Raw genomic sequence first — 13740 nt, forward strand, 5'->3', positions numbered from 1 at the left:
GAGAATATAGCGCTGGATCACGGCTTGCCCATCCAGCCGATGGCGATTCTCCAATGATCAAGAAGGAGACCCTCGCATGACCACAAGGCCCGACACCCTCGAGAACGTGACTCAGCAGCAACTCCGCTCGATGGCTCACCAGAATCCCCCGCCACAAGTGGAACTATGCTCCTGCCGAGCCGGCGTTTATCTGGTACACCTGCATGACGGATCCAAGTCCTATCAACTCGTCGACAACCATCAGATGCCTCTTCATTTTCATGCCATCGAGGAAGCCAAGGATCTACTGCGTCCACTGGGTTTCACCCATGGCACGCTGACTTTCATCGATGACAGTGACGAAATGATTGGTACCGCCATGGATAGGGTGAGCAGCGAAGACGCACTGAAAAACGGCACACGCATAGGGTTCTAAGGATACTCATCCCCGCCTTGCCTTTTGGCAGCGCAGATCATCAGCCCCCTTGATCACCACCAGGCTGCCGATGACCTGCGCCGCTCCAACACACTCACCCAGCAGCCACCAGGCGCCGAGCATCGGCCAGGCTTGGCGTGCCTAATGCCGCCCTGATGACAACATCAGCAATAGCGCGATGAACACGTGCACTCACTCCCTGGCGATAGACACCGGCTACGCCTTTGGTTAGGTTACGGTGTTTTCGGCGATTCCCCCACAATGTTACGAATTGACAGGAAAGTCACGAACGATGCGATTACGACAACGACGGATGAGCAGTTGGCTGTTGGTGGGCATGTTGACGATTCCGCGCCTGCTCATGGCGCAAGACGAAGACGAATGGCCAACCGGCCATTATCCGCTTCCTGAGCAAGGAAACGTCGTCGGGGACATCCAGAGAGTCAAGGCCTCCCACGAAGATACATTGATCGATATCGGACTTCGTCACGGGATCGGCTACAACGCGATGCTTGCCGCCAACCCGGATACTCCCGTCTGGATACCGGGGGAAGGCACGGAGGTGGTCCTGCCCACTCGCTTCGTGCTTCCTTCAGCCCCCCGCGAAGGCATCGTGATCAACATCGCCGAACTACGACTCTATTACTACCCTGCCGTGGAAGAGGGTGAGGCGCCCCGAGTCGAGACCTACCCAATTGGTATCGGCCGCCAGGGCTGGCAGACGCCACTCGGGGAGACTCGGATAACGACCAAGCTGGAGTCGCCTGCCTGGTATCCGCCCGACAGCATCATTCAGGAACATGCCGAGCGAGGCGATAACCTCCCACGGGTCGTCCCCCCGGGCCCTGACAACCCGCTTGGCGACTACGCCATGCTGTTGGATATTCCGGGTTATCTGATCCATGGCACCGACCGCCCCCAAGGGGTGGGCATGTACGTTTCTCATGGCTGTATACGCATGCTGCCTGGTGATATCGAAAACCTGATCTATCGCGTCCCCAAAGGCACTAAGGTTCGGATTGTCAATGAGCCGGTCAAGTTCGGCTGGACAGACGAGGAAGGGCTGCTGGTACAAGCATATCCCTCATCGGAAGAGGGGGGAGACAACGCCGATTCACGCATCGAGAAGGGCCTGAATGAAGCCACCGAGGCGGTAAAGGGTCGTGACTTCCTCGTCGACTACGGGCGGTTGAAGCACGCACTCGATACCCCCGATGGCCTAACCGTCCCCCTATACTTGGCCGGCGCACCGTTCGAGATTCCCTACCATTTCTATGACCAGCTCGAACTGGATGAAACCTTCTACAATCAGCTGATCATCACCATGGCAGAGGATGACTGAGGTGGCAGCGTTGGAACGCTGCTCCGCGCGGATCGCAATGGTCACCCAACGTGGAACGTTTGGCTCCAAGTGCACCGTCTCGGGCGGCCAGCCAAGGGCTGACACACCCCATGGCAGCCATGTTATGGCATCATGACCGATTCTGGCCTCTAGGCGCGACACAGGAGATCACCATGCCCGGCTTGCTTCCCGACATCGACCCCGATGGACTGCTCGAGTATTCGGTGGTCTATACCGATCGTTCGTTGAACCACATGTCGCAGTCATTCCAGCAGGTGATGCGCGACACTTCCCGGACCCTGAAGGATGTCTATCGTGCCGAATCGGCGGTGATCGTGCCCGGCAGCGGCACCTTTGGCATGGAGTCCGTAGCCCGGCAGTTTGCCACCGGCAAGAAGACCCTGGTGATTCGCAACGGCTGGTTCAGCTACCGCTGGACACAGATCTTCGAGATGGGTGACATCCCTGTTGCGTCGACGGTGATGAAAGCCCACCGCATCGGCAATGGCCCACAGGCGCCCTTCGCCCCTGCTCCCATCGACGAGGTCGTCACCACCATCGAGACTGAACGGCCGGATCTGGTATTCGCCCCCCATGTGGAAACCGCCTCGGGTATGCTATTGCCCGACGACTATCTCAAGCAGGTCGCCGATGCCGTACACCGGGTCGGCGGCATGCTCGTGCTCGACTGCATCGCCTCCGGTACGCTGTGGATGAATATGCGGGAGATCGGCGTAGACGTGTTGATCAGTGCTCCACAGAAAGGGTGGAGCGGCTCACCGTGCTGCGCGATGGTAATGCTCTCACCACTAGCCCTGGAGCGACTAGAAGCCACCACCAGCACCAGCTTCGCCGCCGACCTGCGTAAATGGCATGAGATCATGCAGGCCTACGAGAACGGCGGCCATGCCTACCATGCCACCATGCCCACCGATGGCCTGCGACGCCTACGCGACATCATGCAGGAAACCGCCGACTATGGCTTCGACAAGGTCCGCGACGAACAGTGGGAACTCGGCAAGCGAGTGCGAGCCCTGCTCGAAGAACGCGGCTTCGTGAGTGTGGCAGCCGAAGGCTTCAAGGCCCCTGGCGTGGTGGTCAGCTATACCGAGGATGGCGCCATTGCGGGCAAGTTCATGGCGGCCGGCCTGCAGGTAGCTACAGGTGTACCGCTGATGTGCGACGAAGGCGATGAATACCAAGCCTTCCGCATCGGTCTGTTCGGCCTGGACAAGCTGCACGACGTGGACGGCGCCGTGGCGCGACTCGAGCAGGCGCTGGACCGACTATAGGACACTATCTCTCGAGCTAGTGTCTATCGCTGAAAAGGGCGACCCTGCGGATCGCCCTTTTCATTATTACGTCATGGCTGGTGGATCGATGCTCAAAACAGCGACAGCAGGATTCGTTCGCCGTAACCCCACAGCAGCACCGTGACTGCCAGCATGGCCTCAAGTACCAATACGCCAATTGCCAGGGTCGTACTGGAGACGATAAAGCCTTCCTCACTACTGATATCGAGGAAGGCGGGTATGCCCACGTAGAGCAGATAGGCGGTATAACAGAGCCCGATGATCCCTGCCAGCAAGCACAGCCAGACCACGGGATAGAGTGCCACTATCCCACTCAGGAATATGGGCGTGGCGAGATAGCCGGCGAAAATCACACAGCGCCGACGGCTGGGTGGATTGGCGTAGCGTTGCGCCATCCAGTGGATCACGCTTCCCATCATGAATACGGCAGCCAGTATCGCAATGTAGAAGACGATGCCGGCATAGAACGCATCCAACAGGTTCAACTTGATGACGCGTTCCCCTCCCAGGCCCCATCCGACCTGAGTGGTACCGATATAGGCGCAGATCACGGGAATGGCGCCCATGATGAGCACATGGTGCGCATAGAGATGCGTCACCGTTTCCCGCTCGTCATGCATCTGCTTCCATTCCCGATAGGGATGGGACAATAGCCCCCAGACATGAGTCAGCATCCAAAGCCTCCTGATATCCGTTTGAACGGAATACCGCCAGTGATGCCCGCATGGGCGTCACTGACAGTATAGGCAGGCGTTTTGCAATGCTGCTTCAACGCAGCCGTGGACGGACGGCCTCCCGGCAGGGAAGCCAGTCAGCCTATAGGAGGGGCAACGTCCCGAGAGTGGAATCGAGCGACATCATCAGGCTCAAGGCGGTGATGGTGAGGATCGAGACACCGAACACGCGCTTTGCCCAGCGCACCTCGTCCTGGGTGCGGTAGCCCTGCAAGGCCAGGTAAAGCCAATAGCCTCCCATGACGAGGGCGATCACCACGTAGCCTGGTCCCGCATAACCGGCCAGCGCCAGCGCCAGAGACGCCGCGACGAAGGCCAGGATATAGCCGAGGATATGATGACGGGCCGTTGCAATCCCCTTGACCACTGGCAGTACGGGGATCGAGGCCATCCGATAGTCTTCGAGACGGAAGATGGCAATGGCGTAGGAATGCGGCATCTGCCACAAGCTGAAGATGATCAACAGTGTCAGGGCACCCGCATCGAAGTGGCCGGTCACGGCACAATAGCCTACCACCGGCGGCACGGCCCCCGACAGGCTGCCTACCAGGGTGCCATACTCGGAGTGCCGCTTCATGTACAGGCTATAGGCACCGACATAGATCACGAAACCGAATGCCGCCAGACCGACCGTCAACGGGTTGGTGCCTATTGCCAACAGCACGAAACCCGCAATACCCAGCAATGTCGCCTGACAAAGGGCTACGGTGGGTGTGATGCGTCCTTGCACTAGCGGACGGTCGCGGGTACGCCGCATCACGGCATCGATATCACGATCGATGACGTTGTTGAAGGCGCACCCCGAGGCAATCACCAACGCCAGCCCGATCAACACGGAAAGAAACAACCACGGGTCGAACTCACCGCGGGCGGCCAGGAAATAGCCGCCCATGACGGAGATCAGGTTGCCTCCGATGATCCCTGGCTTGGTCAGGATAAAGAGATCCCTGACCATTCCACGACGCGGCATCAGCCGATCATCATGTTCAGATGCAGATGATGCATGATCCACAGCGAACCTCCGACGACCAGGACGAGTATCGTCACCGTAAAGACGAAGGAAAGGAAGTTCCACCCTTCGTCCGACTTGGTGTTCATGTGCATGAACATGATCAACTGCACGAGAATCTGCAGTGTCGCCGTGACGACGATGACGGCGACCATGGCCATGGTGCTGAACGCACCGCTCATTACCACACTGAACGGAATCACGGTCAGTATGATGGATAGGATCAGCCCCATGACATAGGACTTGACACTGCCGTGCGCAGAGTGCGAATCGCTCATCTCACAGGACTCCCATCAGGTAAACGAAAGAGAAAACACAGATCCAGACGATGTCGAGGAAGTGCCAGAACAGGCTCAGACACAGGATCCTCGGCCGGGTCACGTCGTTCAGCCCCTTGGTGCGAAGCTGCACGAGCATCACCAGGATCCAGATCAGGCCAAAGGTCACGTGCAGACCATGAGTACCGACCAAGGTGAAGAACGACGACAGGAAAGCACTGCGATCAGGGCCGAAGCCTGCATGGATCAGGTGCTGGAATTCATAGATCTCCATGCCCACGAAGGCAGCACCGAGCAGGAAGGTGATCCCCAGCCAGGCCTGAATCTGGCCGATCCTGCCGGCATTCATCGCCAGCACCGCCATGCCATAGGTGAAACTACTGAACAGCAGCAGGAAGGTCTCGACCAGGATGAACGGCAGCTCGAAGATATCCGCTCCCGTCGGCCCCCCAGCCGTGCCCTTCATGAGCACGGCGTAAGTGGCGAACAGCGATCCGAAGATCACCAGGTCACTCATCAGGTAGACCCAGAAGCCGAATACCTTGGTGCCTCCGGCATCGTGGTGATCATGCGCATCGTGATGACTCAATGTTTCGGTAGTCATGATTACACCTGCACTCCAAACCGTGTGTTGAGCACGCTCTCATCTTCAGGCTGCTGCTCGTGCAGCTTCAGCCGCTGCTGGTGCTCGAGTTCGATACGCTCGACTTCCGCCGCGGGCACGTAGTAGTCGACATCTTCGTTGAAGATACGCGCCAGGAAGCTGATGAAGGTTCCCGCGGCACCGACGATCGCCAGCCACCAGATATGCCACACCAACGCAAATCCCATGATCAGCGCAAACAGACTGATGATCGGGCCGGCCACGGTATTCTTGGGCATATGGATGTCCTGGTACGGCCCCTTGCTTACCGTCGCGATGCCTTGTTGCTTCTGCTCCCAGAAGCAGTCGACGGACTCGACCTGTGGCAGATGCGCGAAGTTGTAGAAAGGTGCAGGCGAAGATGTGGCCCACTCCAGGGTACGTCCATCCCAGGGGTCGCCGGTGACATCCGCGTACTTGCGGCGGTCACGGATGCTGACATAGAACTGGATCACAGTGCAGGCGATACCCAGCATGATGATGACGGCACCCACCCAGGCCAGGATCATCCACGACTGCCACTCGGGGTTCTCATAGGACTGCATACGACGTACGGCACCGAAGAAGCTCAGTACGTAGAGCGGCATGAAGGCCAGGTAGAAACCGACCAGCCAGCACCAGAAGGAGCGCTTGCCCCATTTTTCGTCGAGCTTGAAGCCGAAGGCCTTCGGGAACCAGTAGGTCAAGCCCGCCAGCATGCCGAATACCACGCCGCCGATGATCACGTTATGGAAGTGCGCGATGACGAACAGGCTGTTGTGCAACACGAAGTTGGCCGCCGGCACCGCCAGCATCACCCCGGTCATGCCGCCCAGGGTGAAGGTAATGATGAAGCCCAGCGTCCACAGCACCGGCGAGGAGAGCTCGAGGCTGCCGCGATACATGGTGAACAGCCAGTTGAAGACCTTCACCCCGGTGGGAATGGCGATGATCATCGTCATGATGCCGAAGAAGGCATTGACGTTGGCCCCCGCTCCCATGGTGAAGAAATGGTGCAACCAGACGATGAACGACAACAGGGTGATGCATACGGTCGCCCAGACCATGGTGTTGTAACCGAACAGGCGCTTGCGAGCGAAGGTCGCGATGACTTCGGAGAACACGCCGAACGCCGGCAGGATGAGGATGTATACCTCCGGGTGACCCCAGGCCCAGATGAGGTTGACGTACATCATCATGTTGCCGCCGAAATCGTTGGTAAAGAAGTGCATCCCCAGGTAACGATCCAGCGTCAACAGGGCAATGGTCACCGTCAGTATCGGGAAGGACGCGATGATCAGAACGTTGGCGCACAGCGAGGTCCAGGTGAAGATCGGCATGCGGAACAACGTCATGCCCTTGGTGCGCATCTTCAGGATGGTCACGAAGAAGTTGATACCGGTGAGCGTCGTGCCGATCCCCGATATCTGCAATGCCCATATCCAGTAGTCGACTCCGACCCCGGGACTGTACTCGATTCCCGATAGCGGGGCATAAGCCAGCCAGCCGGTCTTGGCGAATTCCCCGACGAACAAGGAGATGTTGACCAGGAGCGCGCCGGCCACGAACAACCAGAAGCTCAGGTTGTTGAGGAACGGAAAGGCAACGTCGCGGGCGCCGATCTGCAACGGCACTACCAGGTTCATCAGACCGATGACCATGGGCATGGCGACGAAGAAGATCATGATCACGCCGTGGGCGGTGAAGATCTGGTCATAGTGTTCAGGAGGCAGATACCCCGCCGAGCCGGCAGATGCCATGGCCAGTTGGGTACGCATCATGATGGCATCGGCGAAGCCTCTGAGCAGCATCACCAGCGCCACGATGAAGTACATGATGCCGAGCTTCTTGTGGTCGACGGAGGTGAACCACTCGCTCCACAACCAGTTCCACTTGCGGAAATAAGTCAGGGCACCGAATAGGGCAAGACCGCCGATGGCGGCGACGATTCCCACCGCCACCAGGATCGGCTCGTGATAGGGAATCGCTTCTAAGCTGAGTTTTCCGAACATGATGTTACTCCGCTGCCTCCGCGCTCATGAGCATCTCACCATGGCCACCATGCATGTCGTCATGCCCGGAACCGGAGTGGAAACTCTTGATGATGCTTTCGTAAAGACCAGGGGATACCTGGGAAAAGTACTCGACCGGATGGTCCTCGCTAGGCTGCGCCAAGACGTCGTACCCATCGGGGAAGGTCAGCGTGTCGGGCGACTGGCGCACCTGCTCGACCCAGGCATCGAATTCCTGCTGTGAGGTGGCATGCGCCTCGAAGGTCATGCCCGAGAACCCTGCCCCACTGTAGTTGGTCGACCGGCCAGGATAGGTGCCTTCCTCGTTGGCGATCAGGTGAACGTCGTTGTCCATCCCTGCCATGGCATAGATCTGGCTGCCCAAGTCTGGAATGAAGAAGGCATTCATCACCGACCCCGAACTCACCCGGAAATGCACCGGCATATCGGTTGGGAAGGCGATCTCGTTGACGGTGGCGATGCCCTGCTCGGGATAGATGAACAGCCACTTCCAATCCAGCGACACAGCTTGAATCTCGAGTGCTTCTCCCTCCTCCTCGGCCAGAGGCTTGTGGGGATCCAGGCTATGCGAGGTGTACCAGGTCAATGCCGCCAGGAAGGCGATGATCACACAAGGAATGAGCCAAACGACGGCCTCGATCCGAGTGGAGTGCGCCCACTCGGGATGGTAGGCAGCCTCTTTGTTGCCTCGACGGTAACGCCAGGCAAAAAGCAGTGTCATCACGATCACGGGAATGACGACGATTTGCATCAAGCCAAAGGCGGTCAGGATCAGAGTGCGCTGCTCGACGCCGATCTGGCCCTTGGGATCCAGTAGCGCCGAACTACAGCCGCCAAGCAGCAAGGGCAGCGATAGCAACAGCAAGACGCCGAGCACACGCAGGCAGGGTGTTCTTCTCATGTACGACCTCGTCAGGGCTGGAGGCAGGGTATTGTGAATATGCTACTAATAAGCAAGCTAACGAGCGCAACAAACACCCCCCTTGGAATCGGTCGCTTCGCCCCTCTGAAGAGGTGAAGTTGCTCCGAGAGGAGTACGTCGAAAGCTTGAGCTGCCATAAGCAGCATCTCGAGCCACACGGTCGAGCATCAGTCCGGCCGCGGAGGCGGAATTGTCGGCATGGGATGCCATGATGGGAAGAGGCGTTTTGTCGCAGGGCGTTTTGTCGCAGATAGTCCGTTATCCTTCGACAAGGACAGCAATTGCAGCCATACCATCGTGAACGATTCGCAAAAACGACGGGGCGGCTCTTCAGCCGCCCCGTCGTTCTTGCTCTGGTGAACGAGTGAAATCAGACGCTACTCATGCCCAGCGGCAAGAAGCCCAGATTGTTTTCCACCCGCTTGACACCGGGGGTATTCTCGGCGGCAACCTCCGCCGCACTCTTTTCATCCTGGGATTCCACCAGGCCCCATAGCTGCACGACGCCGTCCTGCACGATGACATTGACGCGATCGAACGTCAGCCCGGTGTTGTCGTTGATCTCCTTGAGGATAGCATCGCGGATTTCACGATCGTCCACCGTCATCTGGGCGCCGGCATCCGGGGTGGTTGCCACGAAGCCCCGCAGCAGGTTGGCGCGACTGACAATACCCACCAATCGACCATCGCGAACCACCGGTACGCGCTTGATATGGTGCTTCTCGAGCAGCGTCGCGATCTTGTACAAGGGCTCATCCTCGCCCACTACCACCAACTCGGTAGTCATGATCTCGTGTGCCTTGCGACCATGGGTCTTGACGTAGTCGCTGGCCCGGCTCTCACCGGCAAAGATCGACCTCAACCACCATGACTGGCGCTTGTCGGTCTCGTTCTCCACGCGACGCATCAGATCGCCCTCGCTGACGATACCCAACACATTGTGGTCGGTATCGACCACCGGCACAGCACTGATACGGTGCTCGAGCAACAGTCGGGCGATCTCTCGCACCTCGGTATCGGGCGTTACCGTAATGACGTTGGGGGTCATGACGTCTACAGCTTGCATGGCGATGTCTCCCGGTGATCGTCGCGACAAAGCGACCGGACAATGGCATGGGCAGCGCACGGCGGCGACCTCAATTCCGCTCCTGTTTATCAATCTAGCAAGACGTTCGACGATCCACCTTGATCGAGGACAGTTTTTTGAAGGAAAGGCGAAGTTTCGCCATTTCAAGTATTTGCCCTTTCCCAGTGCTCCCCGGTGACCTAGAGTGGAGAAAACGTCTTCATATTCGGACAAAGGGTGTGGTCTATGGATTTTCAGTCGCGCACGTCAGAGAAGCCCGAGCCATCCCAGCGTAACCAGTGGTCGCTGTTCGCAAGAAACTTCTTCAAACACCCCAGGATGCTGGGTTCGATCATCCCGAGTTCCCCTTTTCTCGTCAGGCGGCTACTGGACCAGGTCGACTGGGCTCGTGCCCGTGTGATCGTCGAATACGGCCCCGGTGTGGGCACCATTACCCGCGAGATCCTACGCCGCATGCATCCCGACGCGCTACTCGTGGTGGTGGAAACCAATCAGGACTTCGTGGCTTTCCTGCACGACTCTCTCCCCGATCCTCGGCTACAAGTGGTTCATGGTTCGGCAGCCGACATTTGCGATACTCTCGTCGAGCGCGAACTCGAGAGTGCCGATTACGTGATCGCGGGAATTCCCTTCAGCACCATGCCGACACCCATCTGTGAGGCGGTGCTGCGCAGCACCCATCAGGTACTATCCCCTAGCGGGGCCTTGCTGATCTATCAGTTCTCACCCAAGGTATTGCCGCATCTCCAGAATGTATTCTCGGAAGTCCGGCATGGTTTCGAGCCACTCAACGTTTTGCCGGCACAGCTCTATTACTGCGTGCCCTGAGAAACGCAACTGGCATCACAACAGCTCGGCTAACAGAAACCGCTCGATTCTTTCCATCCGTTCACGATGCACCTCTGACCGGTCCATGAATGGATGATCATAGCTTTCTCCATCAATTACCGTAGCACCCCGCTTCTCGGCCTCGACACGCAGTTCACGGGTCATGCCGGCATTCAGCACCGAGTCCTGTTGACCGGTGATGACCAGCAGCCGGCTGGCATCGTCAGGGAGATGTTCGACCGGATCGATGCGGCGCGGACAGCCGAAAGGGGAAAAGCGGCTGGGGCTGGCATCGATCACCGCACGATCGAAATCGACACCGCTGCCAATCACATTCATCATCACCGCCCCGCCCAGGGAAGTCCCATACAGCCGCGCGCTCGGATAGCGCTCGTTGAGCGCGGCGACAATCTCCTTGTAGTCCTCGATGATGGCATTGATCCGTCGGCGTCCTTGTGAGTTGCCATAGCCACGATAGTCGAATACATAGGTATCGAAGCCGGCAGCGGCGAAATCGCCCAGATGCTGGATCATCATGTCGGCTACCATGGCATTGCCCATGGCCATCAGTACGTAGCCACGCGGCTTGCCTTTCTCGCTCAGATTGTCGTAAGCAGCATAGCGGTAGCCGGCCAGTCGCTTATTGTCGCCCGTAACGAAGGTTGTCACTTCCACGTGCTCGAGCCCGGCTACCCGCGCCGGGTCGGGTGATGGCGCCATCCGGCTCCACTGCCAGAAGCAGAAACGTTCCTTGATTACCCCGCATACGGTAGCCTCACGATCGACGGCTTGCGCCTGGGATGACAGGGCCAGAATGACGATCGCCATGAGAGCCCGGCTCACTCAAGCCACCATGATGCGAGGCAACGTCGTGTCGTCCGATGGCCGGCGGCTCAAACGCTCGCCGACACCACCATTGGTGACGACGACATCGAATTCATCGAGCTGCGCGAAGTAAGCCGGACGAATGACGCCGAACTTGCTGTCGTCGGCAACCAGAATGCGCTTGCCGGCGGCTTCGATGGCTGCCCGCTTGGGAGCCACCTCATGGAAGTGGAAGCAGCTCACCCCTCGCTCGACATGGACTCCCGCCGCCGAAATGAACGCCTTGTTGATCCCCAACCGCTGAATCGCCCCGGCCATGTCGTCACTGCCAAAAGACTGCGAGCTCGAATGATAGAGCCCGCCGAGCAGTACCAGTCGCACATGAGGTAACCGACTGACGGCATTGGCAACGTTCAGCGCGTAAGTCACCACCGTCAGTGTCTTGTCACCAGCCAGGGAAGACACCAATGGCATCAAGGTGGTGCCGCAATCGACGAACAGCGTGTCACCATCCTCGATGAAAGCTTCCGCACACTGACACAGGCGCTGCTTGGCCAGATAGTGGCTATCCCGTTGCTCATCAAGATTGTAGGCAGGGGCATATTGCGGGTTGTCGGCCATCACCAGCCGCCCACCAAGCAGTGTCATGGTCCCTTCACTTGCGACCACATCACGGCGAATGGTCATTTCCGAGACACCACACAGACGTGCCGCTTCGGATAGATGAATGGTTCCACCGCGACTCAGGGCCTCCTGCAGACGCGCCAAGCGCATGGCGCTACGGCTGTTCATGGCCTTGCCCTCTCATTTCGCTGCCCTCTCGACACAACCCTATGCCCATCAATTGCTTGCCTTTTCATGCTGCGCCACTCAACGGGGAATATCCACCCATGGGCAATACAAGGGATAGGCAGACCCGAATGCTTAGTCGAGCCACAAAATGTTAGAAATATAACACTTGATGTTATATTTTTCACTTCACAGAGATCGAGTGCCCGAGGCGAACCGGGCAAACAATGACAAACAACGAGGTTCCCCATGACCATCATCATGAGCTTGGTAGGGATGGCGACGCTGATCCTTATCGCCATCATCTTCTCCTACAATCGGCGCGCCATTCGGCTGCGCACCGTGGCAGGCGCCTTCGCCATCCAGGCAGGCATCGGCGCTTTCGTGCTCTATGTGCCCTTCGGCCAGGCAGTACTCAAGGCCATTTCCGACGGGGTCAGTCAGGTGGTGGCCTACGCCAACGACGGTGTCGGCTTCCTGTTCGGTGGGCTGGTCGATAACGAACAGATAGGCTTCGTGTTCGCCATCAATGTCCTGCCGGTGATCATCTTCTTCTCGTCGCTGATCGCGGTGCTCTATTACCTGGGCATCATGCAGTGGATCATTCGCCTATTGGGTGGGGCGCTACAAAAGGCACTGGGCACCTCGCGCACCGAGTCGCTGTCGGCCACCGCCAATATCTTCGTTGGCCAGACCGAAGCCCCGCTGGTGGTACGCCCCTTTATCGCCAACATGACATCATCGCAACTGTTTGCCGTGATGTGTGGTGGCCTGGCGTCGGTGGCCGGCTCGGTACTGGCAGGTTATGCGGCGCTCGGCATTCCCATGGAGTACTTGGTCGCCGCCTCCTTCATGGCGGCACCTGGTGGTCTGTTGTTCGCCAAGCTGATCATGCCCGAAACCGATACCCCCGATGACGACATCGCCCATGCCAGAGAGCGCATCGAGGAAGAAGACCATCCCACCAATGTGATCGATGCCGCAGCGGCCGGTGCCTCTTCAGGCCTCAGACTCGCGGCCAACGTGGGCGCCATGCTGTTGGCCTTCATTGGCCTGATCGCCTTGATCAACGGCATCCTGGGCGGTGTCGGCGGCTGGTTCGGCATGGAAAACCTGAGTCTCGAGATGCTGCTCGGTTGGCTGTTCGCCCCGCTGGCCTTCCTGCTTGGAATTCCTTGGGAGGAAGCGACACTGGCCGGCTCCTTCATCGGCCAGAAGCTGGTGGTCAACGAGTTCGTGGCCTACATCAACCTGGCCCCTTACATCGACGGTGAACAGATGGTGGCAGCGACCGGAGAGGCGATGACACCGCATACCGCAGCGATACTCTCCTTCGCGCTGTGTGGCTTCGCCAACCTGTCATCCATCGCCATCCTGTTGGGCGGCCTGGGCAGCATCGCCCCCAGCCGCCGTCACGATATCGCCCGTTATGGCATCAAGGCCGTACTGGCCGGGACGCTGTCCAACCTGATGTCGGCGACGATCGCCGGGTTCTTCATTGCCCTGACCGCCTCGGGCGGCTGACACTTGATACATCACCCCA

The 13740-nt window shown here is 58.5% G+C and carries 14 protein-coding genes; 5 read left to right on the forward strand and 9 right to left on the reverse strand.

Annotated features, from left to right (window positions below; all coding sequences use genetic code 11):
- Positions 1 to 76 precede the first annotated feature (76 nt).
- The 3 genes from L861_RS08375 to L861_RS08385 all read left to right on the forward strand — a co-directional run bounded on the left by L861_RS08375 (position 77) and on the right by L861_RS08385 (position 3049).
- A complete protein-coding gene (locus tag L861_RS08375) occupies positions 77 to 415 on the forward strand; it encodes a DUF6482 family protein (protein WP_016416624.1) in 339 nt (112 codons plus the stop codon).
- Between the two features lie 292 nt (positions 416 to 707).
- Positions 708 to 1757 (forward strand): L,D-transpeptidase family protein, encoded by a 1050-nt coding sequence (locus tag L861_RS08380; RefSeq protein WP_236617115.1) that lies wholly within the window; start codon positions 708 to 710, stop codon positions 1755 to 1757.
- A 173-nt stretch (positions 1758 to 1930) separates the two neighbouring features.
- Positions 1931 to 3049, forward strand: a complete 1119-nt coding sequence (locus tag L861_RS08385) for an aminotransferase class V-fold PLP-dependent enzyme (RefSeq protein WP_016416626.1) — start codon at positions 1931 to 1933, stop codon at positions 3047 to 3049.
- Between the two features lie 92 nt (positions 3050 to 3141).
- Here the strand turns inward: L861_RS08385 and L861_RS08390 are convergent, their stop codons facing one another.
- The 7 genes from L861_RS08390 to L861_RS08420 form a co-directional block, all read right to left on the reverse strand.
- On the reverse strand, positions 3142 to 3744 hold the full coding sequence (locus L861_RS08390; protein ID WP_016416627.1) for a Yip1 family protein: 603 nt from the start codon (positions 3742 to 3744) through the stop codon (positions 3142 to 3144).
- Between the two features lie 142 nt (positions 3745 to 3886).
- Positions 3887 to 4774 carry a heme o synthase gene (gene cyoE, locus L861_RS08395; RefSeq protein WP_016416628.1) on the reverse strand — a complete coding sequence of 296 codons (888 nt, stop codon included), beginning with the start codon at positions 4772 to 4774 and terminating at the stop codon, positions 3887 to 3889.
- Complete coding sequence (gene cyoD / locus L861_RS08400) at positions 4774 to 5091, reverse strand: cytochrome o ubiquinol oxidase subunit IV (RefSeq protein WP_016416629.1); 318 nt, start codon at positions 5089 to 5091, stop codon at positions 4774 to 4776. Before cyoD ends, cyoE begins: the two co-directional genes overlap by 1 nt.
- Before the next feature lies 1 nt (position 5092).
- A complete protein-coding gene (gene cyoC / locus L861_RS08405; protein WP_016416630.1) occupies positions 5093 to 5695 on the reverse strand; it encodes a cytochrome o ubiquinol oxidase subunit III in 603 nt (200 codons plus the stop codon).
- Between the two features lie 2 nt (positions 5696 to 5697).
- On the reverse strand, positions 5698 to 7725 hold the full coding sequence (gene cyoB, locus L861_RS08410; RefSeq protein WP_016416631.1) for a cytochrome o ubiquinol oxidase subunit I: 2028 nt from the start codon (positions 7723 to 7725) through the stop codon (positions 5698 to 5700).
- A gap of 4 nt (positions 7726 to 7729) precedes the next feature.
- Complete coding sequence (gene cyoA / locus L861_RS08415; protein ID WP_016416632.1) at positions 7730 to 8647, reverse strand: ubiquinol oxidase subunit II; 918 nt, start codon at positions 8645 to 8647, stop codon at positions 7730 to 7732.
- A gap of 391 nt (positions 8648 to 9038) precedes the next feature.
- Complete coding sequence (locus L861_RS08420; protein WP_016416633.1) at positions 9039 to 9734, reverse strand: CBS domain-containing protein; 696 nt, start codon at positions 9732 to 9734, stop codon at positions 9039 to 9041.
- A 246-nt stretch (positions 9735 to 9980) separates the two neighbouring features.
- Here L861_RS08420 and L861_RS08425 point away from each other — a divergent pair, with 246 nt between their 5' ends.
- Positions 9981 to 10583 carry a class I SAM-dependent methyltransferase gene (locus tag L861_RS08425; RefSeq protein WP_021029145.1) on the forward strand — a complete coding sequence of 201 codons (603 nt, stop codon included), beginning with the start codon at positions 9981 to 9983 and terminating at the stop codon, positions 10581 to 10583.
- A 15-nt stretch (positions 10584 to 10598) separates the two neighbouring features.
- On the opposite strand, the gene L861_RS08430 is transcribed toward L861_RS08425, so the two are convergent.
- Both L861_RS08430 and L861_RS08435 read right to left on the reverse strand, forming a co-directional pair.
- Positions 10599 to 11411 (reverse strand): alpha/beta hydrolase, encoded by an 813-nt coding sequence (locus L861_RS08430; protein WP_016416635.1) that lies wholly within the window; start codon positions 11409 to 11411, stop codon positions 10599 to 10601.
- Between the two features lie 15 nt (positions 11412 to 11426).
- Complete coding sequence (locus tag L861_RS08435; RefSeq protein WP_016416636.1) at positions 11427 to 12200, reverse strand: DeoR/GlpR family DNA-binding transcription regulator; 774 nt, start codon at positions 12198 to 12200, stop codon at positions 11427 to 11429.
- 246 nt (positions 12201 to 12446) lie between these two features.
- Here L861_RS08435 and L861_RS08440 point away from each other — a divergent pair, with 246 nt between their 5' ends.
- Entirely contained in the window at positions 12447 to 13721 is a 1275-nt protein-coding gene (locus L861_RS08440) for a NupC/NupG family nucleoside CNT transporter (RefSeq protein WP_016416637.1), read from the forward strand.
- The last annotated feature ends 19 nt before the right edge of the window (positions 13722 to 13740 follow it).

It is taken from the genome of Litchfieldella anticariensis FP35 = DSM 16096, from assembly GCF_000409775.1.
In the GTDB taxonomy this organism is placed as follows: domain Bacteria; phylum Pseudomonadota; class Gammaproteobacteria; order Pseudomonadales; family Halomonadaceae; genus Litchfieldella; species Litchfieldella anticariensis.